A 21,605-nucleotide genomic window follows, 5' to 3' on the forward strand; every position below is an offset into this window, starting at 1 on the left:
AGACGGGTGAAAACCCGGCCTGGTTGTACCTGTGGTGAGGCTCACCCGAGCGCCGACAGCACCGCGAGCAGCACCGCGCCCACGACGGCCGGCGCGATGATCTCGTACGCCCAGCGCACGGTCACCTCGCCCTGCGAGGTCGCCGCCTTGCCGCGGGCCTCCTGCAGGGCGCGCAGCTCTTCCATGATCTTGTCGCCCTCGTCGCGCAGCGGCCCCTCGTCCAGGTCGGCGGCCGGCCCGAAGGCGCTGCCCCGCACCCGCTTGCCCGCCTTGGCCGCGGCGGCCTGGGCGTCCCGCCGCTGCTGGCGGCGGGCGGCCCGCTTGCGGCCGCGCAGGGAGACGGGGACGGCCCACAGCTGGTACTTGTCGCCGGAGTTGGCGACGACCTCGTTGGTGTAGCCGGAGCGCAGGGAGGCGACCTCGCCCCAGGGCAGGGTGACGACGCGCAGCGGGTTGCGCACGCGCAGACGGTCCTCGCCGGCGAAGACGGCGGGCCTGAGGGTGTAGGCCACGACGAGCGGCACGAAGGTGAGCAGAGCGGCGAGGGCGAGCCAGGGTGTGCGGCCCTCGCCCCGGATCAGCGCGTCGATGCCGAGCCATCCGGCGAGGGCGAGCAGCAGCACGCCGCCGACGAGGGCCATGGGCGAGCGGTAGATCCGGTCGTTGGTGGTCATGCCCGCGATTATGCCGCGCCTGCCTCCGGCGGCTGACCGGGCGCCTCTTCGCCGTGGGGGCCTGTGGGCATGCGCCGCCACCGGTGACCGTGGGTTGCTCGCGCAGTTCCCCGCGCCCCTGGGGGACACGCCCTGAAGGGGCGCGGGGAACTGCGCGACCGGCCAGGCACGGGCCGCACTCGCAAACCGGGCGAATACCCCCACGGCGAGATGGCGCGACCTCGCCCCCTGTACAGCCGCTACGCGCGTAGATATGCTCGTCTGGTGACCATGCCCACCAATGCACCCACCGCAGCACACGCCCTCTCGGACGTGACGTCGTCAGACACCTCGCTGCGCCGCTTCCTCCACGGGCTGCCCGGCGTCGACGCGGTCGGCCTGGAGGCGCGCGCCGCCTCCCTCGGCACCCGTTCCATCAAGACGACCGCCAAGGCGTACGCGATCGACCTCGCCATCTCGATGGTCGACCTCACCACGCTGGAAGGCGCGGACACCCCGGGCAAGGTCCGGGCGCTCGGCGCCAAGGCGGTCCTCCCCGACCCGACCGACCGCTCCACGCCCACCACGGCCGCGGTCTGCGTCTACCCCGACATGGTGTCCGCCGCCAAGGAGGCCGTCGCCGGTTCCGGCGTGAAGGTCGCCTCGGTGGCCACCGCCTTCCCGGCCGGCCGCGCCGCCCTGGACGTGAAGCTGGCCGACGTGCGCGACGCCGTCGCCGCGGGTGCCGACGAGATCGACATGGTCATCGACCGCGGGGCGTTCCTCGCGGGCCGGTACCTGAAGGTTCACGACGAGATCGTCGCGGTGAAGGAGGCCTGCGGGGCGGCCCGCCTCAAGGTCATCTTCGAGACCGGCGAGCTGTCGACGTACGACAACATCCGCCGGGCGAGCTGGCTCGGCATGCTGGCGGGCGCGGACTTCATCAAGACGTCCACCGGCAAGGTCGCCGTCAACGCCACCCCCGCCAACACGCTCCTTATGCTGGAAGCGGTACGCGACTTCCGTACCCAGACCGGCGTCCAGGTCGGTGTGAAGCCCGCCGGCGGGATCCGCACCACCAAGGACGCGATCAAGTTCCTGGTCCTGGTCAACGAGACGGTCGGCGCGGACTGGCTGGACAACCACTGGTTCCGCTTCGGCGCCTCCTCGCTGCTGAACGACCTGCTCATGCAGCGCCAGAAGCTGGCCACCGGCCGCTACTCCGGCCCCGACTACGTGACGGTGGACTGATCGACATGACCTCCCCCTTCGAATACGCCCCCGCTCCCGAGTCCCGCTCGGTCGTCGACATCGCCCCGTCCTACGGCCTGTTCATCGACGGCGAGTTCACCGAGGCGGCCGACGGCAAGGTCTTCAAGACCGTCTCCCCGTCGACCGAGGAAGTGCTGTCGGAGATCGCGCAGGCCGGCGAGGCCGACGTCGACCGTGCCGTGCAGGCCGCCCGCAAGGCCTTCGGGAAGTGGTCGGCGCTGCCGGGCTCGGAGCGCGCCAAGTACCTGTTCCGCATCGCCCGGATCATCCAGGAGCGCAGCCGTGAGCTGGCCGTCCTGGAGACCCTGGACAACGGCAAGCCGATCAAGGAGACCCGCGACGCCGACCTGCCCCTGGTCGCCGCGCACTTCTTCTACTACGCGGGCTGGGCCGACAAGCTCGACCACGCCGGCTTCGGCGCGAACCCGCGCCCGCTGGGCATGGCCGGCCAGGTCATCCCGTGGAACTTCCCGCTGCTGATGCTGGCGTGGAAGATCGCCCCGGCGCTGGCCACCGGCAACACGGTGGTCCTGAAGCCGGCCGAGACGACCCCGCTGTCGGCCCTGTTCTTCGCGGACATCTGCCGCCAGGCGGGCCTGCCCAGGGGCGTCGTCAACATCCTTCCCGGGTACGGCGACACGGGCGCCGCGCTGGTCGCGCACCCGGATGTGAACAAGGTCGCCTTCACCGGCTCCACGGCCGTCGGCAAGCAGATCGCCCGGTCCGTCGCGGGCACGCACAAGAAGGTCACCCTGGAACTGGGCGGCAAGGGCGCCAACATCGTCTTCGACGACGCCCCCGTCGACCAGGCCGTCGAGGGCATCGTCAACGGCATTTTCTTCAACCAGGGCCAGGTCTGCTGCGCCGGTTCCCGGCTGCTGGTCCAGGAGTCGATCCAGGACGAGCTGCTGGAGTCCCTCAAGCGCAGGCTCTCCACCCTGCGCCTCGGCGACCCGCTGGACAAGAACACCGACATCGGCGCGATCAACTCCGAGGAGCAGCTCGCCCGGATCACCACCCTCGTCGAGCGGGGCGAGGCGGAGGGCGCCGAGCGCTGGTCCCCGGCCTGCGAGATCCCCGAGGCCGGCTACTGGTTCGCCCCGACGCTGTTCACGAACGTCACCCAGGCGCACACCGTCGCCCGCGACGAGATCTTCGGCCCGGTCCTGTCGGTACTGACGTTCCGCACGCCCGACGAGGCCGTCGCCAAGGCCAACAACACGCCCTACGGCCTGTCGGCCGGCATCTGGACCGAGAAGGGCTCGCGCATCCTGGCCGTCGCCGGAAAGCTGCGGGCGGGCGTGATCTGGTCCAACACGTTCAACAAGTTCGACCCGACCTCGCCGTTCGGCGGCTACAAGGAGTCGGGCTTCGGCCGCGAGGGCGGCCGCCATGGCCTGGAGGCGTACCTCGATGTCTGAACCGACCCGACTCTCCGTCTTCAAGACCTACAAGCTGTTTGTCGGGGGCAAGTTCCCCCGTTCCGAGAGCGGCCGGGTGTACGAAGTGACCGACTCCAAGGGCAACTGGCTGGCCAACGCGCCCCTTTCGTCGCGGAAGGACGCCCGTGACGCGGTCGTCGCCGCGCGCAAGGCCTTCGGGGCCTGGTCGGGTGCCACGGCGTACAACCGCGGCCAGATCCTCTACCGCGTCGCCGAGATGCTGGAGGGCCGCCGGGACCAGTTCGTGCGCGAGGTCGCCGACGCCGAGGGCCTGTCCAAGTCCAAGGCGGCCGCCCAGGTGGACGCGGCGATCGACCGCTGGGTGTGGTACGCGGGCTGGACCGACAAGATCGCCCAGGTCGTGGGAGGCGCCAACCCGGTCGCCGGTCCCTACTTCAACCTGTCCTCCCCGGAGCCGACGGGCGTGGTCGCGGTCGTCGCCCCGCAGGAGTCGTCGTTCCTGGGCCTGGTGTCGGTGATCGCCCCGGTGATCGCCACCGGCAACACCGCCGTCGTGATCGCCTCGGAGAAGTCCCCGCTCCCCGCCCTCTCCCTCGGCGAGGTCCTGGCCACCTCCGACCTGCCGGGCGGCGTCGTCAACGTGCTGTCCGGCCGTACGGCCGAGATCGCGGCGCCCCTCGCCGCCCACCAGGACGTCAACGCGATCGACCTGGCGGGCGCGGACGAGGTCCTGGCGAAGGAGCTGGAGATCGCCGCGGCCGACAACCTCAAGCGCGTGCTGCGTCCACAGCCTGTGGACGACTGGGCCGCGCCGGCGGGGACCGACCGTATGACGGCGTTCCTGGAGACGAAGACGGTCTGGCACCCGACGGGCAGCCTCGGCGCGTCGGGCTCCGCCTACTGAGCGATGCGGAGCGGCGGGGAGCTGCCGACCGCCGGCGACCGCGGGTCGTCCGTGACGGGTCGCACAGCTCCCCGCGCCCCTTCAGGGCACACCCTCAGCCCCCCAACAACCCACCGGGGATGCTCCCGATCGACTGCGCCTGAGCGACCGGCCCCGTCAACGCCTGCGACGTCAGCGGCTGGAAGTCGGCGAGCTGGGTGCCGACCCCGTTGTCGAGCGGGTCGACACCCGTGCCGGCGAGGGGGTTGGGCTTGAGGCCGGACACCGACCCCGTCACGTACTGCACGGACCCGGTCAGCGCGGCCAGCCCCGCCTGCGGGTCGATCCGCCCCAGCGAGGTGGGACGCGTCCGTACGACGTCCAGGGCCGGCTCGTCGGCGGCCGCGGCCGTCGTGGCGGAGGCGCCCAGTGCCACGCCGGCCGTGGCCAGCACGGCCAGCGCGCGCCGGCCCGGGGAGTTCGGGGAGTCGTCGTGTCGGGCCATCGATGCCACCTTCTGCTTCGCTCGGTGATCGGTCAGACGCGAAGCGTAGTTGAGGTGTGACGCGGGCTTCAAAGCCGACCCGCTGGGTCGTGAACGGCGGGCCGATGCCTCACACTGGTGTTCCGTGAGTTCCCAACCGCCCATACCCACGCGAGTCGTGCTGCTCTGCGGCCCTTCCGGCTCCGGCAAGTCCCTGCTCGCGGCCCGCTCCGGCCTCCCGGTGCTGCGGCTCGACGACTTCTACAAGGAGGGCGACGACCCGACGCTGCCGAGGGTGCCGGGGAGCTCCGACATCGACTGGGACCACCCGGACTCCTGGGACGCTGACGCGGCCGTCGCCGCCATCGGGGAACTGTGCCGCACGGGCCGTACCGACGTCCCCGTCTACGACCTCTCGCTCAGCGCGCGCACCGGCGCCGAGACCGTCGACATCGGGCGGACCGCCGCGTTCATCGCGGAGGGCATCTTCGCCGCCGAGATCGTCGAACGCTGCCGGCGGCAGGGGCTGCTCGCCGACGCGCTGTGTCTGAGCCGCGGTCCCGTCACGACCTTCCGCCGGCGTTTCCTGCGGGATCTGAAGGAGGGCCGCAAGTCGGTGCCCTTCCTGCTGCGCCGCGGCTGGCGTCTGATGCGCAGCGAGCGGTCCATCATCTCCCGGCAGACCGCGCTGGGCGCCCACGCCTGCGACCGTGACGAGGCCCTCGACCGGCTCGCGGCCGCGGCGGCGGGGCGGTGCGCCGCCGCGCGGACCGTGGCGTAGGGGACGGAGGGGCGCCGGGGGCGGCCAGGGGCAGCAGGGGTCGTAGGGCCAGGGCCGCGGAACACGCAGAAGCGGGACTGGACGGACCCCCCGGCCCTCCAGTCCCGCGTCCTTCGTGCTCCCCCGTGCTTCCCCCCGTTTCCCCCGTTTCCCCCGTTTTCCTTCCCCCGTGTTTCTTCGTCCCCCGTAGGCCTTGCTTCCCCCGTGTCCCCCAGGTCCCTCGGTGGTGCTTCCCCCGTTCCGTCCCCCCGGACCTATGAGCAAGACCCCCGTACCGTCCCCCTGATACACCCCCAGGGGAACTTTTTTCCGCCTCAGGCGACCAGCTCGCCGAAGGCGTCCTCCTCGTCACGGCCGAAGCTGAGGACCTCGTCCTCGCGCAGCCGGCGCAGCGAGCGCCAGATGCTGGACTTCACCGTGCCGACACTGATGTTGAGGATGTCCGCGATCTCCGGGTCCGTGCGGCCCTCGTAGTAGCGCAGGACCAGCATGGTGCGCTGGAGTTCGGGCAGCCGGGCCAGCGCCTGCCACAGGACCGCGCGCAGCTCGGTGCCGCGCATCGCGTCCGTGTCGCCGGGCGTCTCCGGCAGCTCCTCGGTCGGGTACTCGTTCAGCTTGCGCCGGCGCCAGGCGCTGATGTGCAGGTTCGTCATGGTGCGGCGGAGGTATCCGCCGACCGCCGCCTTGTCGCTGATCCGGTCCCACGCCCGGTAGGTCGAGAACAGCGCGCTCTGCAGCAGGTCCTCGGCCTCGAAGCGGTCACCGGTCAGGTGGTAGGCGGTGGCGTACAGGGAGGCGCGGCGCTCCTGGACGTAGGCCGTGAACTCGGCCTCCGACAGCGAGCGGCGCTCCCCCGGTTCCTCCCTGTACGCGGCTCCCCCGACCGTGCCCGTGGCGGCTGCCGCCGCGGGCTCCCCCGTGAGGCCGTCAACCACCGTCATGTACGGCGCAGCGGACTGCTGCGGCACATGCGCGGTGTGCTGACGTCCGGCGCCGCGAGCGCACCCCCGCCCGCTCACGGCGCCGGACTTCTCGGAACCCCGGTGCGTGTGCACGTCGTGCAGGCGCGTGATCACTGCGCTGGTGCTCATGCTGTACAGCGTGTTCATCTCGCGCCCCCCGTCGTGGACTTGCCGGTGTCCGGCTCGCTTCCTTGCCTGTGCCGAAAAGCTTGCCCGGGCCACTTCATCGCCGTGTCCGCCGACTGTCACAGAGCTGTCACAGGGGCCGGCCACCGGGAAGAACGGGATCACGGACAGGCACGGCGCGTAAGGGCTGCGTTCCATCGGACCCACAGGTCGATCCGTACGGCATCCATGGGCCAGAATGAGCCCGTGCCTTCCCTGTTGCTGATCGAGGACGACGACGCCATCCGGACGGCCCTGGAGCTCTCACTGACGCGCCAGGGACACCGGGTGGCCACCGCTGCCAGCGGTGAGGACGGTCTGCTGCTGCTGCGCGAGCAGCGGCCCGACCTGATCGTGCTGGACGTGATGCTGCCCGGTATCGACGGCTTCGAGGTGTGCCGGCGCATCCGGCGCACCGACCAGCTGCCGATCATCCTGCTGACCGCCCGCAGCGACGACATCGACGTCGTGGTGGGCCTGGAGTCCGGCGCGGACGACTATGTCGTCAAGCCGGTCCAGGGGCGGGTCCTCGACGCCCGGATCCGGGCCGTGCTGCGGCGCGGCGAGCGCGAGTCGAACGACGCTGCGGCCTTCGGCAGCCTGGTCATCGACCGGGCGGCGATGACCGTCACGAAGAACGGCGAGGACCTGCAGCTGACCCCGACCGAGCTGCGGCTGCTCCTCGAGCTGAGCCGGCGGCCCGGCCAGGCCCTGTCGCGGCAGCAGTTGCTGCGGCTGGTGTGGGAGCACGACTACCTCGGTGACTCGCGGCTCGTGGACGCCTGTGTGCAGCGGCTGCGCGCCAAGGTCGAGGACGTGCCGTCCTCGCCGACCCTGATTCGGACCGTGCGCGGTGTCGGCTACCGGCTGGATCCGCCTCAGTGACGAACGAGCAAGGGGGGCTCCGCGGCTGGGCCGCGGATCGCAAGGGAGTGTTCTCACGGCTGCGCTTCACCAGTCTGCGGCTGCGGCTGGTCGTCGTGTTCGGCCTCGTCGCGCTGACGGCCGCGGTGTCCGCGTCGGGCATCGCGTACTGGCTGAACCGGGAGGCGGTGCTCACCCGCGCCCAGGACGCGGTGCTGCGCGACTTCGAGCAGGAGATGCAGAACCGCGCGGGCGCGCTGCCGGAGCATCCCAGCCAGGACGAGCTGCAGCTCACCGCCGGGCAGATGGCGGGCGGCAGCCAGCACTTCACCGTGCTGCTCGTCGCCGAGGACCCCAGCGGCAAGACGGTCTACGGCGGTTCGGGCGGGCTGAACGGGTTCGCGCTCGGTGACGTGCCCGAGTCGCTGCGGGCGGCGGTGAACAAGAAGCAGCCGGTGACGTCCGGCGACGACGCCGAGTACCACCTGTACTGGCAGCGGATCGTCGACGACGGCACCCCGTACCTGGTCGCCGGCACCCGGGTGATCGGGGGCGGCGTGTCCGGCTACATGCTCAAGTCGCTGGAGCCCGAGGCCAAGGACCTGAATTCGCTGGCCTGGTCGCTGGGCATCGCCACGGGCCTCGCCCTGATCGGTTCCGCGCTGCTCGCCCAGGCCGCCGCCACGACCGTGCTCAAGCCGGTCCACCGGCTCGGGGTCGCCGCGCGGCGGCTCGGGGAGGGCAGACTGGACACCCGGCTGCGGGTCTCCGGCACCGACGAACTGGCCGATCTGTCACGGACGTTCAACAACGCCGCCGAGGCGCTGGAGAAGCGGGTCGCGGAGATGGCGGCGCGCGACGACGCCTCGCGGCGGTTCGTGGCGGACATGAGCCACGAGCTGCGCACCCCGCTGACCGCGATCACCGCGGTGACCGAGGTGCTGGAGGAGGAGCTGGAGGCGGAGTCCGGGTCGATGGACCCGATGATCGAGCCCGCCGTCCGGCTCGTGGTGAGCGAGACGCGGCGGCTGAACGACCTCGTGGAGAACCTGATGGAGGTCACCCGGTTCGACGCGGGCACGGCCCGTCTGGTGCTGGACGATGTCGACGTCGCCGACCAGATCACCGCCTGCATCGACGCGCGTGCCTGGCTGGACGCGGTGGAGCTGGACGCCGAGCGGGGCATCCACGCGCGGCTCGACCCGCGGCGGCTGGACGTGATCCTGGCGAACCTGATCGGGAACGCGCTCAAGCACGGCGGCTCGCCGGTGCGGGTGGCCGTGCGTACGGCGGACGACTCGGTGGTCATCTCGGTGCGCGACCACGGGCCGGGTATCCCGGAGGACGTCCTGCCGCATGTCTTCGACCGGTTCTACAAGGCCAGTGCGTCGCGACCGCGGTCGGAGGGCAGTGGGCTGGGGTTGTCCATCGCCCTGGAGAACGCGCACATCCACGGCGGGGAGATCACCGCTGCCAACTCGCCCGAGGGCGGGGCCGTGTTCACGCTCCGGCTGCCTCGGGACGGGGCGGGGCTGGAGGACGGGCCCGAGCAGGGCAAGGAGGGTGACGCCTCGTGAAGGTACGCCTGGTTCTTCGGTGTTCGGTGCTCGCCGCCGTGCTGGCTCCGGTGCTCGCCGGGTGCGGGATCCGGGCCACCGAGGTGCCGACCGACTTCGGTGCGGCGCCCTCGCGGGCCCACTGCTCGATGGCCGGTACGGACGTCACCACGCAGTCGTCTCGGGGGCTCGCCGTGCAGGTGTTCCTGCGGTGTGCGTCCTCGCTGGTCGGGGTGGACCGGTCGGTGCGGGTGCCGGAGGGGGCGGCGGACTCGGCCCGGCGGGTGCTGCTGGCGCAGGGGCTGCTGACCGAGCTGGCCGAGCGGCCTTCCGGGGCCGAGCTGGAGGCCGGGTACAGCACGGATGTGCCGTCCGGGCTGAAGGCCGGGGGGCCGCAGGGGCGTGACCCCGAGGACACGCTGCGGCTGAGCTCGCCGCCCGGGTCGCTGTCCTCGTACGCCCTCGCGCAGATCGTGTGCACCTTCTCCGACTCCGAGGCCGGGGAGGGCGACGGGTCGGTGATCCTGGGCGGGCCTTCCGGCGCCGTGCGCCGGTACGAGTGCACCGAGGACGTACGCGCGCGTCCGGGCGAGCTGCGCCCACCGTCGTCGGAGGCCGCGGCCGGCTGACCGTCCCGCCCCCGCGGGCTGCCTGCGGCGGCCTGCGCGGGTCGGGTGGTCGGTTGCGGTAGCGCACCGGCTCCGGTGGGTGGGCCGGGGCCGGGCCGGGGAGTTCGCTTCCGCTCGTACGCGCCTGACGGCAGCCCCCCAGGGGCGCGGGGAACTGCGCGACCAGCCACGGACGGCCCGCACCCGCACACGACGGTACGAACCCGGCCGGGTGGGCGGCCTTTCAGGGGCGCGGGGAACTGCGCGACCAGCCACGGACGGCCCGCACCCGCGCACGACGGTACGAACCCTGCCGGGTGAGCGGCCTTTCAGGGTCGCGGGGAACTGCGCGACCAGCCACGGACGGCCCGCAGGCGTGCTCGGCGGGATGTGTCAGCCGTGTGTCGTAGGCCTCACACCGCGGTGGGCGGAACCGTTTGCGGGAGTCGCCGCGTCTAGGGGGGCGTGCAGCGTCAAGGCTCCATGGGCGGCAACGCCGCGTCCCGCATCCGTGTGACCGGGGGAATCCTCCTCGTCGCCCACCTCGCGTTCGTCGCCTGGTTCACGCTGCGTCCGCTGGACGTCCCGTGGGTGATGCCGGCCAATCTCCGGCCGCTCGCAGGTATCCGGGCCGACCTGGCGCTGGGCTGGCCGCAGGCCGCGCGGCGGATCGGTGAGGGGATGGCGCTGCTGGCGCCGCTGGGCGTGCTGCTGCCGATGGTGGGCGGCAGACTCACCGTGTCGCCGCTCGGGTCGCTGTTGCGTACGGCCGCGGCCGGGGCGCTGATCTCGCTGGCCGTGGAGCTGTTGCAGACGGGTGTGCCCGGTCAGGTCGTGGACGTGGACTCGCTGCTGCTGAGCACCGTCGGGGTGGCGCTCGCCCATGTGGTCGTGGTTCCGCTGGGGCGGGCGCGGCTGCGGCGGCGGGTCGGCGGTGGGGCGGACCTCCCGCAGGAGGAGACGGCTCAGGGTCGGACCCCGACGATTCCCAGGGTCGGGATCGCTCCCTGGAGCGACGCTTTGCCCCCTTCGTCTCCGTAACGTGGAGGGCAGATGAGGCAGCCGACCCGGCCGCCTCGCGAAGAGCTCACGAAGGAGCCGCCATGTCCCGCCTCGCCCGCCCCACGAACGGCCGGATGATCGGCGGAGTGTGTGCCGCGCTGGCTCGGCGTTTCGGCACCTCCGCGACCACGATGCGGGTGATCTTCCTGCTGTCCTGCCTGCTGCCGGGCCCGCAGTTCCTGCTGTACATCGCCCTCTGGATACTGCTGCCCTCGGAGGACAAGGCAGCCCGCACCGCCTGGTGACACAGGTACGCCGTCGGGGTGCGCCCGGAAGTCCGGGTCGCGCCCCGACGGCGTGGGGGTGGGGGGTCAGCCCAGCGGGATGCCGTTCACGGGGAGGCCGTGGGTGGGCAGGCCCTGGACGGGCAGACCGCCGAGGAGGCCGGCGACCGGCTTGGTCGGGCCGTCGGCGAGGACCTGCTGTGCGATGGGCTGCGCGGCGGCCAGGCCGGTGGCGAGAGCGGGCTGCGCCTGGGTGAGGGCCTCACCGGCACCCGGCAGCGCCTTGGAGACGTTCTCGGCGGGCAGGGTCTGGGAGACGCTGCCCAGCGCCTGGGTGGCGTCGGGCAGGGCCGGGGCGGCGTTCGCGGCGCCCGCGCCGGTGGCGGCGAAGGCGGCACCGAGAGCGGCGACACCGAGGGTCTTGGCAGCAGACTGCTTCATCGTGAATGCGTCCTTGGCTGTACTGGAAATGGGATGACACGGGGATGGGGAGCGGTCCCTGAACGTAAACACGCTCGGGCTGCGGCCGCAAACATCGAAATGCGGACGGGTTGTGAACACCGGTCCGCATTCCGTGCCCCGTGAGCAGCCCGTCAGTCCGCGGAGTCGCTGGTCGTGGCCGTCTGCTGGAACAGCCATTCGGACTTGAGCTCGGCATAGCCGGGCTTGATCACGTCATTGATCATCGCGAGTCGTTCATCGAAAGGAATGAACGCTGATTTCATCGCATTGACGGAGAACCACTGCATGTCGTCGAGCGTGTATCCGAATGCTTCGACGAGATGCTCGAATTCCCGGCTCATGCTGGTGCCGGACATCAGCCTGTTGTCGGTGTTGACCGTGGCGCGGAAGTGCAGCCGGCGCAGCAGGCCGATGGGGTGCTCGGCGTAGGAGGCGGCGGCGCCGGTCTGGAGGTTGGAGCTGGGGCACAGCTCCAGGGGGATGCGCTTGTCGCGGACGTAGGCGGCGAGGCGGCCGAGGTGGATGCTGCCGTCGTCCTTGACCTCGATGTCGTCGATGATGCGCACCCCGTGCCCGAGCCGGTCGGCGCCGCACCACTGCAGCGCCTGCCAGATGGAGGGGAGCCCGAATGCCTCGCCGGCGTGGATGGTGAAGTGGTTGTTCTCCCGCTTGAGGTACTCGAAGGCGTCGAGGTGCCGGGTGGGCGGGTAGCCGGCCTCGGCGCCCGCGATGTCGAAGCCGACGACGCCCAGGTCGCGGTGACGGTTGGCGAGTTCGGCGATCTCCAGGGCGCGGGCGGCGTGCCGCATGGCGGTGAGGAGGGCGCCGACGCGGATGCGGTGGCCGTTCTCGCGGGCCAGCCGTTCGCCCTGGCGGAAGCCCTCGTTGACGGCGTCGACGACCTCTTCGAGGGTGAGGCCGCCCTCCAGGTGCTGTTCGGGCGCGTAGCGCACCTCGGCGTAGACGACGCCGTCCTCGGCGAGGTCCTCGGCGCACTCGCGGGCGACGCGCACGAGGGCGTCGCGGGTCTGCATGACGCCGACGGTGTGGGAGAAGGTCTCGAGGTAGCGCTCCAGCGAGCCGGAGTCGGCGGCCTCGCGGAACCAGAGGCCGAGCTTGGCCGGGTCGGTCTCGGGGAGCGCGGTGTAGCCCTGTTCCTGGGCCAGTTCGACGATGGTGCCGGGCCGCAGCCCGCCGTCGAGATGGTCGTGCAGCAGAACCTTGGGTGCCCGGCGGATCTGGTCCGGGCTCGGGGTGGTCCTCATCCGGTCGGTCTGGCTCGTCATTTTCGCACTGTAACGCCTACGCGCGTAGAGGTCAGGGCTGACAACTCCGGCCGATATGTAACGGTGACCGCACGGACGGGTGGCGTACACCCGCGATTCTGAGACTGTTCTGCCATGGCACAGGAAGCGACGTCGGTGCGTGAGGCCCGGCTGGGGCGGGGGTTCGGGCCCGAGCCCACGGCGGTGAGCGGGGTGGTGCTGCTGCTCCCCGCGGGCGAGGAGCGGTCCACGCGGCGCCCTTCGCCCTGGCTCGCGACCGGCTCCGTAAGGGCGTTGGGGCGGCGGCTGGCCCGGGCCGGCCGGGCGGACGGGCTGGTCACCCATGTGGTGCACTACCGCTACCGGGGCTGGAACGGCAGTGAGGCACATCTCGCCCGCGACGCCGCCTGGGCCGCCGACGAGGCCGTACGACGCTACGGCGACGTGCCGGTCTGCCTGGCCGGCCTGGACATGGGCGGCCGTGCGGCGCTGCACGCGGGCGGCCATGAGGCCGTCAACTCCGTGCTGGCGATCGCCCCTTGGCTGCCGGAGGAGGACATGGCCGCGCCGCCCGAACCGGTGAAGCAGCTCGTGGGGCGGCGGGTGCTGATCGTGCACGGCACGAACGACGAGCGGACCGACCCGGAGCTGTCCTTCCGGCTGGCGGCGCGGGCGAAGAAGTCCAACCGGGACGTGTGCCGGTTCGAAGTGCACTCCGACCGGCACGCGTTGCAGCAGCACCGCCAGGAAGTGATGTGCCTGGCCGAGGACTTCGTGATGGGGTCGCTGTTCGGGCACGCGTTCTCGCGTCCGGTGGAGGACGCGTTGGCCGCTCCCCCGCCGCTGGGTCTGCGGATGCCGCTCGCCTCGGGGTTCGGCCGGTCGCTGCGGCGGCGCTGACCCGCCCGCCCCCCCACGCACCGTCCCGGCTCACCGTCCCGGGTCACCGTCCTCCTCGCGCGCCTTCACCGATCCTCGACCCTCCCCTCCTGCCGCGGCACTCCCTTGCGCCGCATAGATGAAAATGATTATCGTCTCGGTGTGCCCATCGGGGGCATGTCCATGACCTAGGGGGGTCCCTTTTGCGTACCCGCAACCGTCTGCTGACCGTCACCGGTGTCGCCGCCGCCGCGCTCGCCGCAGCAGGTCTCAACTCCGCCGCCTTCGCCGTCACCACCCTGTCCTCCGGACACGTCGACGTCCTCGACGCGGAGTGGGACGGCAGCGGCTTCCAGCTGCACGTCCACGACGAGGAGGCCGGCGTCGAGTACGCGCCGGCCGACGTGTCGCTGTCCGTGCCGGCCGCCGCGAAGGCCGCCAATCCCGGCTACGCCTTCCTCGGCACGGGCGGTCAGGTCTGGCTGCTGCCCGAGAACGAGGCCGTCGCCGACAGCCGCGGCGTACTGTTCCCCGGCATCTCCACCGAGCACCTCACCACCGGCGTCTTCGGAGGCGACGCCGTCACCTACACCCTCACCGGCGCCACCCGCAACGGCGCCTCGACCGACGACTTCAGCGTCTACACGGGCGCCGGAAGCCGCTGGTACGACAGCAACCCGGCGACGACGTCGTACAAGTCGAAGTCCTTCGGTGTGGCCACCCACAACCACGCCAACTGGGCCTTCGAGGAGCCGGGCACCTACCGGCTGACCTTCCGCGTCCAGGGCACGGTCGGCGGCGTCGTCAAGAACGCCACCGCCACCTACACCGTGACCGTCAGCTCGTGACCGCGGCCCTGACGCGCGGTGGGCGCGCCCTCACGGCAGCCGCTCTCGGCACGGCGACCGCGGTGCTCCTCGGCGCGGCAGGGCTGGTCGTCGCCGGCGGCAGCGGGGACGCCCGTGCCGCCGGCGGTGCCGTCGTGCTCGACGAGGGCGAGATCGACCTCGCCCCGCGGGTCGTCGGCGGAAAGCTTCGGCTGCGTCTGGCGGACCGCACCGGCGGCACCGTCGTCGAGCGCGAGCCGTCGCAGGTGGTCCTGCACGTCCCGCCGGCCACGCTGCAGCACACGCCGTCCCCGCTGGCCGAGGCCTTCGGGCTGGTCAGCCAGGACCTGTGGCAGCTGGGCGGACAGCGCTCCGGCGGCCTGTTCGCGCTCGAACCCGGCTGGACCGGCGCCGGGGCGGGCGGCGCCACCGAGGTGCGGCTGTCGGGCTTCGAGGGGCCGGGCGTGTTCGGCATGGCGGACTTCACCCTCGAGATGGAGAACGCCGACGAACCGCCGCGGGTCTACCTCGGCAGCGCGGACCCGGCGCCGCGCGCCTTCACCCTCGAAGCGGACACCCGACGGCACACGCCCACCTGGCTGTTCGCCGCCGAGGGCGTCTACCGGCTCACCTTCACGGTGACCGGCGCCTCCACCGGCACGGACGCCGGCGCCGGCACCGGCACCGACACCGTGACGCTCGCCGTGGTCGTCGGGGACGACGTCGACCCGGCCGGTGTCCTGCCCGGCGACGGCACCACACCCACGGTCACGCCCCCTGCCTCCGGCAGCAGCAGTCCGCCGGTCACCGCGCCGGCCGCCCGAGTCATCGCCAGGGGCCATGTCGACCTGGCGGCCCGCAGATCCGGCGGCGACCTGGAGTTCCAGGTCAAGGAGGGCACCGCCGAGGACTACGAGGTCCACGAGCCGGACGAGGTCGTCCTCCAGGTCACCCCGGTCGCGCGGCGGAGGATCCCGCAGGGGTACGACTTCCTCGGCACGCCCGGTGACCCGGTGTGGTGGCTGCCGTTGAGCCAGCACCCGGACATCGTGTGGCCCGGCTGGTCCACCACGGAGTGGGACAAGGACGAGCTCGACGGCAGGTTCACCTACCGGCTCGACGCCGTGCGCGGCCCCGGCAGCGTGGCGCTGTTCACCGACGGCGCGTTGGGCGGCACGGAGGTGCAGGTCGACAGCGGGGACGGACTGCCCGACGCGGTGACCATCGCCGCGGACACCCACCGGCACACCTACTGGGCCTTCACCGCCGAGGGCGTCTACCGCACCACCTGGACCTGGAGCGCCACGCTCGCCGACGGCACGAGGGTCAGCGACACCGAGACGCTCGCCTGGGTCGTCGGGGACGACGTGGACCCGGGCACCGTACGCCCCGGCGAGGGCGACGAACCGACGGCCACCCCCACGACGACACCCTCGGCCACACCGGCTCCCTCCGCCTCTCCCACGGTCACGCCCTCGGCGACGTCGAGCGCGCCGGCAGCGAGTCCGTCCGCACCGGGGACGCCGTCCCCGTCGCCGACGGGGCCGCCCGCACCGTCGTACGACAGCGGCGGGGCATCCGGCGGGGGTCCCGTCGTGCAGGGCAGTCTGGCCTCCACCGGGTCGGGGGCCGCGCTGATCGCCGGGACGGCACTCGTGGCGCTGCTGCTCGGCGGCGGTGCGGTGGCCGTCGTACGGCGGCGGCAGCGGCGGGGTGGTGCCGTATGAGGGGGACGAGCCGGCGCGGCGCGGTCGCCGGGGCCCTGGCCGGGGCGGTGCTGCTGAGCGGCTGCGGGGCGGGGGAACGCGGTTCGGGCGAGGCCGGGTTGAGGGTGTCCACCACCACGGCCGTCCTCGCCGACCTGGTGCGCCGGGTCGGCGGTGACCGGGTGGCCGTCACCTCGATCGTGCCGCACCACGGCGACCCGCACTCCTACGAGCCGAGCCCCGGGGACGCGGCGAAGGTCGCGCGGGCGGACGTCGTCTTCGGCAACGGGCTGCTGCTGGAGGAGCCCGGGATCATGAAGATGGTGCACACGAACGCGCCGGAGTCGACGCCGAAGATCGAGCTCGCCGAGCGGCTGGAGGAATACGGCGGCACGGTCATCGAGCTGGAGGAGGACCTCGGCCTGGACGTGCTGTGGCTCGGCTGGGCCGTGGAGGGCGAGGTGGCCGGGGAGGGTTCCCAGGTCCGTACGACCGCCAGGCGGCTGGAGGGGCCCGGTGAACTGCGGGTGTACCTCACGGACACGCTGGGGCGGCCGCAGGTGTACGTCGACTCGGCGGACGGGCTCGACGCGAAGGACTCCTTCACCCTGCCGCCCGAGGCGCACACGCACGTCAACTGGGCGTTCAGCGAGCCCGGCACCTACCGGCTGACCGTGTCCGGGCGCACCGAGACGCTCACCGGGGGCGGTGCGGAGATCGGCAGCGGCACCTTCACGTTCACCGTCGGTGACGTCACGAAGGCGCCGGCGGGTGCCGAGGTGCTGGACGGCGGGCACGCCGACCTGGCGCTGGACGCCGGGAGCGGCGAGGTGTACGTCCGCGGCGAGGCCTCCGGCAGCGGCGAGCGGCGGCGGCTCGCGCCCGAGGACGTCGTGCTCCATGTGCCCGACCGGGCGCGGGAGTCGGTGCCGGAGGAGGAGCCGTACCGCTTCCTCGGCGAGCCCGGCGACGGGCTGTGGGTGCTGCCCCAGGCGGTCGTCGGCAAGCATGTGCACGGCGACCTGGACCCGCACGCCTGGGAGGACGTGGCCAACGCACAGGCGTACGTGCGGCGCATCCAGGCCGAGTTGACCAAGGCGGACCCGGCGGGCCGGGCGACGTACGAGAGGAACGCGCGGGCGTATCTCAGGACGCTCGCCGCGCTGGACGAGGAGGTCGCCCGCGAGCTCGCGGCGATCCCGGCCCGCAACCGGAAGCTGGTCACCACGCACGACGCCTTCGGCTACCTCGCCGCGGCCTACGGCATGGAGGTCGCCGGGTTCGTGGTGCCCGTGCCCGGCCAGGAGCCCAGCGCCACCGAGGTGCGGCGGCTGGGCGACACCATCCGCGAGAAGCGGATCCCGTCGGTGTTCCTGGAGCCCAACCTGGCGGCCCGCGCGGACGTGCTGCGACGGGTCGCCGAGGACGAGGGCGTCGGGGTCTGCACGATCTACGGCGACTCCTTCGACGACCGGGTCCACGACTACGTATCGATGATGCGGCACAACGCGCACGAACTCGCGAAGTGCCTGGGAGGGGATGCCCGATGAGGGCGGCACGACGAGCGGCGCTGGCCGCGCTGGTGGTGGCGGGCGGGATCTGCGGGAGCGGCCCGGCGGCCGCCGCGGACGACGACGGCCTCGGCCGGATCGCCTATGCGGACGGGGCTCTGACGCTCGACGCGCGGCCTGACACGTCGGCGGGGCCGGTGATCGAGGCCTCGGCGGAGGGGTCCGCCGCCCCGGGATGGGACACCACCGGCGTGCCGGCCGGTGCGCTCGTCGGGGACACCGTGCGCTGGGCGCTGGACGGGGTCGACGGGCCGGGCGAGGTCCGGGTGCGCGGTGCGGAGGGGCCGTTGTTCGACAGCGGCGACGACGTGCCGGACGCTGTGGACGTTCCGGTAGGACAACGGGCGGACGTGCGCTGGGAGTTCAGCGAGCCGGGCGTGTACCGGCTGGTCTTCACCGCCGCGGGGACGGCCGCGGACGGACGGGAGCTGTCGGCGGGCACCGTGTACACGGTCCGGGTCGCCGCGCAGGAGGAGGCCGAGGGGGCTGCCGAGCAGCCGTCGCCCTCCCCCACGCCCGTGGTGCCGCGTACGTTCGCCCGTGCGGCGGCGCCTCCCGCGCGGGTCGCGGCCGCCCGGGACGACGAGGTCCGCACCGAGCACGCCGTCCTCGACGAGGGGCACGTCGACTTCGCGGCCCGGGTGCTCGGCGGCGCCCTCCAGCTGCACGTCAAGGACGGCACGGTGCCCGGGCGGACCGTCTGGCGCGAGCCGTCCTCGCTGGAGCTGCGCGTGGGGCCCAAGGCCCGTAACACCCTCCCCGCGGGCGCCGACTTCGCCTTCCTCGGCAGGCCCGGCGACCCGGTGTGGCTGCTCGACCAGGTGCAGCGGGAGGGACTGCTGTGGCCCGGCTGGTCCACGGACCACGTGGCCGCGGGTGCGCTGCGGGGCGGCGTCGCGTTCACGCTGGCCGGGGCGGACGGGCCGGGCGCGGTCGCGCTGTACACCTACGACGCCATGTCCGGCGCGACCGTGCTGTTCAACAGCGCGGACGGCGTGCCGGACTCCTTCGACGTACCTGCCGACTCCCATGCGCACGGCGGCTGGGCCTTCACCCGCGAGGGCACCTACCGGCTGACGTTCCGGATGAGCGGCACGCTGGCGAACGGGCGGGCGGTGTCGGACACGGTGCCGGTGACGTTCGTGGTCGGGGACGGGAAGGCCGACGCGGGAGACGGTGGCGCCGAGCCGTCCGTGTCCCCGTCGGCCGGGGACGCGCCGGCGGCCTCGGGTTCCAGCGGCGGAACGGGGGCGTCCCCCGGTTCCCGTGACCCCGGTGGGTCCGGTGGTTCCGGTGGTTCCGGTGGTTCCGGTGGGTCCGCGGCCGGTGGTGGCTCCATGGCGCAGACCGGTGCCGGGGATCCGGTGCGGGTGGGCGCGGTCGCAGCCGGACTCGCGCTCGTCGGCGGTGCGGCCGTGTGGGGCGTACGGCGGCGCAGGGGTCGTACGTCATGACGGTGCGGGTGTCGGTCGAGGGGGCCGGGGTGGTGCTGGGCGGGCGGCAGGCCCTGCACGACGTGTCGCTGCGGGTGGCGGCCGGGGAGCTGGTCGGGCTGATCGGGCCGAACGGCGCCGGGAAGACGACCTTGCTGCGGGCGGTGCTCGGCCTGGTGCCGTGCACCGGCCGGGTCGAGACCCGGGGCGCGGTCGGCTATGTGCCGCAACGCCACGAGTTCGCCTGGGACTTCCCCATCGATGTCGCGGGCGCGGTGCTGACCGGGCGGACCCGGGCGATCGGGCGGCTGCGCCGGCCCCGCCCGGCCGACCGGGCCGCCGCCGGACACGCGCTGGAGCTCACCGGACTCGCCGACCTGCGGCGACGGCCCGTCGGTGAGCTCTCCGGCGGCCAGCGGCAGCGCGTCCTGGTGGCGCGCGCGCTGGCCGCCGAGCCCGAACTGCTCCTGCTGGACGAGCCGTTCACGGGGGTGGACGTACCGACGCAGGATCTGCTCAACGAGCTCTTCGGCCGGCTGACCGGCGAGGAGGGCAAGGCGCTGCTGATGACGACCCACGACCTGGCCGCGGCGGCGCGCACCTGTCACCGGGTGGTGCTGCTGAACCGGACGGTGGTCGCGGAGGGCGGACCGGAGGTGCTGGCCGACCCGGAGCGGATGCTGCGGGCCTTCGGCCTGGACCGGGCGATGGGAGGGGTGTCGTCGTGATCGGGTTTCTGCTGGAGCCCTGGGAACTGCCCTTCATGCAGCGGGCCTTCGCGGTCGCCGCGGTGGTGGGGCTGGTGTGCGGGGTGGTCGGGGTGTACGTCGTGCTGCGCGGGATGGCGTTCATCGGGGACGCGGTGGCGCACTCGGCGTTCCCCGGCGTGGCCCTCGCCTACACCTTCCAGGGCAACCTGCTGCTGGGCGGGGCGGCGGCGGGGATCGTCACCTCGGTGCTGATCGCGTTCGTGTCGCAGAACCGGCGGCTGAAGGAGGACACCGTCATCGGGGTGTTCTTCGCGTTCGCCTTCGGCCTCGGGATCGTGCTGGTCTCGACGCGGGACAGCTGGACGACGGACCTGTCCTCGTTCCTGTTCGGGCAGGTGCTCGCCGTGTCGGCGGCGGACGTGTGGACCGTCGCCGGGACCGGGGCGGTGCTCGTCGCGGTGGTGCTGGTCCTGCGCAGGGAGCTGGTCACGGTGAGCCTGGACCGGGAGACGGCCCGGGCGGCGGGCCTGCCGGTGTTCCGGCTCGACCTGGTGCTGTACGCGGTGGTGACGTCCACGATCGTGATGTCCCTGGAGGCCGTCGGCAACGTCCTGGTGCTCGCGCTGCTCATCACACCCGCCGCGACGGCCCGGCTGCTCACCGACCGGCTGTGGACGATGACCCTGCTCGCCTCGGCACTGGGCGGCGCGGGCAGCGTGGCCGGGCTGTACGTGTCCTACGCCTACGACCTGGCGGCGGGCGGGTCGATCGTGGTCGTGCTCACGGGGCTGTTCGCGCTGGCGTGGCTGCTGGCGCCGCGGCACGGGAGGCTGCTGCGGGGGCGGCTCACGGCTGCCTGAGGACCTGCCCGCGGGGCGCTCACTCGTGGAGCAGGCGGCCCCGGCGCGACAGCAGGAACTTCTTGAAGGCGGCGACCGGCGGGGTGTCCGGGCGGCCCTCCAGCCAGGCGACGCCGATCTCGCGGACCGCGCGCGGGGCGGTGACCGTCAGCTCGACGACGCCGGGGCGGGGGACGGCCGGGGGCGGCAGCAGCGCGACGCCCAGGCCGGCGGCGACCAGGCCGCGCAGGGTCTCGGCCTCCTCGCCCTCGAAGGCCACCCGGGGCCGGAAGCCGGCCTCCTCGCAGAGGTCGTCGGTGATGCGGCGCAGGCCGTAGCCGGGCTCCAGGGTCACGAAGGCCTCCTCGGCGGCCTCCGCGAGCCGGATGCGGCGCCGCCCGGCCAGCCGGTGGTCGGCCGGCACCACCAGGCGCAGCTTCTGCTCGTCGAGGCGGCGCCCCACCAGGTCCGGGGCGTCCGGCACCGGCGAGGTCAGACACAGGTCGAGCTCGCCCGCGCGCAGCCGCTCCAGCATGGCCTCGCCGTAGTTCTGCACCAGGCTGAAGCGGACCCGGGGGTGGTCGGCGCGGAAGGCGTGGATCAGGCCGGGCACGGTCTCGGCGCCCATGGTGTGCAGGAACCCGAACGCCACTTTGCCGGTCGCCGGGTCGGCGTCGGCGCGCACCTCCTCGGCGGCCCGCTCGATCTCGGCGAGGGCCCGCTCGACGGAGCCGAGGAAGGTGCGCCCGGCGGGCGTGAGCGACACCGTCCGGCCGCGCCGGGCGAACAGCTCGACGCCCAGGTCCTGTTCCAGGCGGACCATCGCCCGCGACAGCGTCGACTGCGGGACGTTCATCTCCTGCGCGGCCCGGGTGACGTGCTCGGTGCGAGCGACCCCCGCGAAGTGCGCGAGCCGCGGCGCGAGCAGCGCGACGATGTCTTCTGTGTCACCGCTCGGTGACAGCCGCCCCTCCGACCTCTGCTGATGCATCACGG

General features: G+C 72.9%; 22 protein-coding genes. 16 read left to right on the forward strand and 6 right to left on the reverse strand.

Going from position 1 to position 21,605, the window contains the following annotated elements:
• Positions 1-41: 41 nt before the first annotated feature.
• Positions 42-674 carry a PH domain-containing protein gene (locus ACIGXJ_RS17690; protein ID WP_399645843.1) on the reverse strand — a complete coding sequence of 211 codons (633 nt, stop codon included), beginning with the start codon at positions 672-674 and terminating at the stop codon, positions 42-44.
• A 270-nt stretch (positions 675-944) separates the two neighbouring features.
• On the opposite strand from ACIGXJ_RS17690, the gene deoC reads away from it, so the two are divergent.
• From deoC to ACIGXJ_RS17705, 3 genes are read left to right on the forward strand one after another with little or no spacing between them, the layout of a single operon-like run.
• Positions 945-1,904, forward strand: coding sequence for a deoxyribose-phosphate aldolase (gene deoC / locus ACIGXJ_RS17695; RefSeq protein ID WP_399645845.1), 960 nt, complete (start codon positions 945-947; stop codon positions 1,902-1,904).
• A gap of 5 nt (positions 1,905-1,909) precedes the next feature.
• Positions 1,910-3,346: an aldehyde dehydrogenase family protein gene (locus tag ACIGXJ_RS17700; RefSeq protein ID WP_399645847.1), complete on the forward strand. Its 1,437-nt coding sequence runs from the start codon at positions 1,910-1,912 to the stop codon at positions 3,344-3,346.
• Positions 3,339-4,232 carry an aldehyde dehydrogenase family protein gene (locus ACIGXJ_RS17705; protein ID WP_399645849.1) on the forward strand — a complete coding sequence of 298 codons (894 nt, stop codon included), beginning with the start codon at positions 3,339-3,341 and terminating at the stop codon, positions 4,230-4,232. The genes ACIGXJ_RS17700 and ACIGXJ_RS17705 overlap by 8 nt, the downstream gene beginning before the upstream one ends.
• Positions 4,233-4,326: 94 nt before the next feature.
• On the opposite strand, the gene ACIGXJ_RS17710 is transcribed toward ACIGXJ_RS17705, so the two are convergent.
• A complete protein-coding gene (locus ACIGXJ_RS17710) occupies positions 4,327-4,716 on the reverse strand; it encodes a hypothetical protein (protein WP_399645852.1) in 390 nt (129 codons plus the stop codon).
• A gap of 124 nt (positions 4,717-4,840) precedes the next feature.
• Between ACIGXJ_RS17710 and ACIGXJ_RS17715 the strand changes: the two genes are divergently transcribed.
• The gene (locus tag ACIGXJ_RS17715; RefSeq protein ID WP_399645854.1) at positions 4,841-5,476 is read left to right on the forward strand and encodes a uridine kinase; all 636 of its coding nucleotides are present in this window, start codon (positions 4,841-4,843) and stop codon (positions 5,474-5,476) included.
• A gap of 314 nt (positions 5,477-5,790) precedes the next feature.
• Here ACIGXJ_RS17715 and ACIGXJ_RS17720 read toward each other — a convergent pair whose 3' ends face one another.
• Positions 5,791-6,585 carry a SigE family RNA polymerase sigma factor gene (locus tag ACIGXJ_RS17720; protein ID WP_399645856.1) on the reverse strand — a complete coding sequence of 265 codons (795 nt, stop codon included), beginning with the start codon at positions 6,583-6,585 and terminating at the stop codon, positions 5,791-5,793.
• Between the two features lie 225 nt (positions 6,586-6,810).
• On the opposite strand from ACIGXJ_RS17720, the gene afsQ1 reads away from it, so the two are divergent.
• From afsQ1 to ACIGXJ_RS17745, 5 genes are all read left to right on the forward strand, one after another.
• Positions 6,811-7,488: a two-component system response regulator AfsQ1 gene (afsQ1, locus tag ACIGXJ_RS17725; RefSeq protein ID WP_399645860.1), complete on the forward strand. Its 678-nt coding sequence runs from the start codon at positions 6,811-6,813 to the stop codon at positions 7,486-7,488.
• Positions 7,485-9,044, forward strand: coding sequence for an ATP-binding protein (locus tag ACIGXJ_RS17730; RefSeq protein WP_399645862.1), 1,560 nt, complete (start codon positions 7,485-7,487; stop codon positions 9,042-9,044). The genes afsQ1 and ACIGXJ_RS17730 overlap by 4 nt, the downstream gene beginning before the upstream one ends.
• Entirely contained in the window at positions 9,041-9,652 is a 612-nt protein-coding gene (locus ACIGXJ_RS17735; RefSeq protein ID WP_399645864.1) for a hypothetical protein, read from the forward strand. Before ACIGXJ_RS17730 ends, ACIGXJ_RS17735 begins: the two co-directional genes overlap by 4 nt.
• A 444-nt stretch (positions 9,653-10,096) precedes the next feature.
• Positions 10,097-10,672, forward strand: coding sequence for a VanZ family protein (locus tag ACIGXJ_RS17740; RefSeq protein ID WP_399645866.1), 576 nt, complete (start codon positions 10,097-10,099; stop codon positions 10,670-10,672).
• A 62-nt stretch (positions 10,673-10,734) separates the two neighbouring features.
• A complete protein-coding gene (locus ACIGXJ_RS17745; protein ID WP_399645869.1) occupies positions 10,735-10,938 on the forward strand; it encodes a PspC domain-containing protein in 204 nt (67 codons plus the stop codon).
• A 66-nt stretch (positions 10,939-11,004) separates the two neighbouring features.
• Here the strand turns inward: ACIGXJ_RS17745 and ACIGXJ_RS17750 are convergent, their stop codons facing one another.
• On the reverse strand, positions 11,005-11,358 hold the full coding sequence (locus ACIGXJ_RS17750) for an ATP-binding protein (RefSeq protein ID WP_399645871.1): 354 nt from the start codon (positions 11,356-11,358) through the stop codon (positions 11,005-11,007).
• A gap of 152 nt (positions 11,359-11,510) precedes the next feature.
• On the reverse strand, positions 11,511-12,665 hold the full coding sequence (locus tag ACIGXJ_RS17755; protein ID WP_399645873.1) for an adenosine deaminase: 1,155 nt from the start codon (positions 12,663-12,665) through the stop codon (positions 11,511-11,513).
• 114 nt (positions 12,666-12,779) lie between these two features.
• Here ACIGXJ_RS17755 and ACIGXJ_RS17760 point away from each other — a divergent pair, with 114 nt between their 5' ends.
• The 7 genes from ACIGXJ_RS17760 (at position 12,780) to ACIGXJ_RS17790 (ending at position 20,630) form a co-directional block, all read left to right on the forward strand.
• Positions 12,780-13,544, forward strand: a complete 765-nt coding sequence (locus ACIGXJ_RS17760; protein ID WP_399645875.1) for an alpha/beta hydrolase family protein — start codon at positions 12,780-12,782, stop codon at positions 13,542-13,544.
• A 182-nt stretch (positions 13,545-13,726) separates the two neighbouring features.
• Positions 13,727-14,371 carry a choice-of-anchor M domain-containing protein gene (locus ACIGXJ_RS17765; protein WP_399645877.1) on the forward strand — a complete coding sequence of 215 codons (645 nt, stop codon included), beginning with the start codon at positions 13,727-13,729 and terminating at the stop codon, positions 14,369-14,371.
• Positions 14,368-16,077, forward strand: a complete 1,710-nt coding sequence (locus tag ACIGXJ_RS17770; protein WP_399645879.1) for a choice-of-anchor M domain-containing protein — start codon at positions 14,368-14,370, stop codon at positions 16,075-16,077. Before ACIGXJ_RS17765 ends, ACIGXJ_RS17770 begins: the two co-directional genes overlap by 4 nt.
• Entirely contained in the window at positions 16,074-17,606 is a 1,533-nt protein-coding gene (locus ACIGXJ_RS17775; protein ID WP_399645881.1) for an anchored repeat ABC transporter, substrate-binding protein, read from the forward strand. The genes ACIGXJ_RS17770 and ACIGXJ_RS17775 overlap by 4 nt, the downstream gene beginning before the upstream one ends.
• Complete coding sequence (locus tag ACIGXJ_RS17780) at positions 17,603-19,081, forward strand: choice-of-anchor M domain-containing protein (RefSeq protein WP_399645884.1); 1,479 nt, start codon at positions 17,603-17,605, stop codon at positions 19,079-19,081. The genes ACIGXJ_RS17775 and ACIGXJ_RS17780 overlap by 4 nt, the downstream gene beginning before the upstream one ends.
• Complete coding sequence (locus tag ACIGXJ_RS17785) at positions 19,078-19,788, forward strand: anchored repeat-type ABC transporter ATP-binding subunit (RefSeq protein WP_399645887.1); 711 nt, start codon at positions 19,078-19,080, stop codon at positions 19,786-19,788. The genes ACIGXJ_RS17780 and ACIGXJ_RS17785 overlap by 4 nt, the downstream gene beginning before the upstream one ends.
• Entirely contained in the window at positions 19,785-20,630 is an 846-nt protein-coding gene (locus ACIGXJ_RS17790) for an anchored repeat-type ABC transporter permease subunit (RefSeq protein ID WP_399645889.1), read from the forward strand. Before ACIGXJ_RS17785 ends, ACIGXJ_RS17790 begins: the two co-directional genes overlap by 4 nt.
• A gap of 19 nt (positions 20,631-20,649) precedes the next feature.
• On the opposite strand, the gene ACIGXJ_RS17795 is transcribed toward ACIGXJ_RS17790, so the two are convergent.
• The gene (locus ACIGXJ_RS17795; RefSeq protein ID WP_399645891.1) at positions 20,650-21,603 is read right to left on the reverse strand and encodes a LysR family transcriptional regulator; all 954 of its coding nucleotides are present in this window, start codon (positions 21,601-21,603) and stop codon (positions 20,650-20,652) included.
• Positions 21,604-21,605 lie beyond the last annotated feature (2 nt).

It is taken from the genome of Streptomyces sp. NPDC053367, from assembly GCF_044545925.1.
Lineage (GTDB): Bacteria > Actinomycetota > Actinomycetes > Streptomycetales > Streptomycetaceae > Streptomyces.

Excerpts from the sequence above, each read along its gene's own strand:
- ACIGXJ_RS17690 (WP_399645843.1), bottom strand. The coding sequence starts at position 674 with ATGACCACCAACGACCGGATCTACCGCTCGCCCATGGCCCTCGTCGGC.
- deoC (WP_399645845.1), top strand. The coding sequence starts at position 945 with ATGCCCACCAATGCACCCACCGCAGCACACGCCCTCTCGGACGTGACG.
- ACIGXJ_RS17700 (WP_399645847.1), top strand. The coding sequence starts at position 1,910 with ATGACCTCCCCCTTCGAATACGCCCCCGCTCCCGAGTCCCGCTCGGTC.
- ACIGXJ_RS17705 (WP_399645849.1), top strand. The coding sequence starts at position 3,339 with ATGTCTGAACCGACCCGACTCTCCGTCTTCAAGACCTACAAGCTGTTT.
- ACIGXJ_RS17710 (WP_399645852.1), bottom strand. The coding sequence starts at position 4,716 with ATGGCCCGACACGACGACTCCCCGAACTCCCCGGGCCGGCGCGCGCTG.
- ACIGXJ_RS17720 (WP_399645856.1), bottom strand. The coding sequence starts at position 6,585 with ATGAACACGCTGTACAGCATGAGCACCAGCGCAGTGATCACGCGCCTG.
- ACIGXJ_RS17745 (WP_399645869.1), top strand. The coding sequence starts at position 10,735 with ATGTCCCGCCTCGCCCGCCCCACGAACGGCCGGATGATCGGCGGAGTG.
- ACIGXJ_RS17750 (WP_399645871.1), bottom strand. The coding sequence starts at position 11,358 with ATGAAGCAGTCTGCTGCCAAGACCCTCGGTGTCGCCGCTCTCGGTGCC.
- ACIGXJ_RS17755 (WP_399645873.1), bottom strand. The coding sequence starts at position 12,665 with ATGACGAGCCAGACCGACCGGATGAGGACCACCCCGAGCCCGGACCAG.
- ACIGXJ_RS17760 (WP_399645875.1), top strand. The coding sequence starts at position 12,780 with ATGGCACAGGAAGCGACGTCGGTGCGTGAGGCCCGGCTGGGGCGGGGG.
- ACIGXJ_RS17775 (WP_399645881.1), top strand. The coding sequence starts at position 16,074 with ATGAGGGGGACGAGCCGGCGCGGCGCGGTCGCCGGGGCCCTGGCCGGG.
- ACIGXJ_RS17780 (WP_399645884.1), top strand. The coding sequence starts at position 17,603 with ATGAGGGCGGCACGACGAGCGGCGCTGGCCGCGCTGGTGGTGGCGGGC.
- ACIGXJ_RS17785 (WP_399645887.1), top strand. The coding sequence starts at position 19,078 with ATGACGGTGCGGGTGTCGGTCGAGGGGGCCGGGGTGGTGCTGGGCGGG.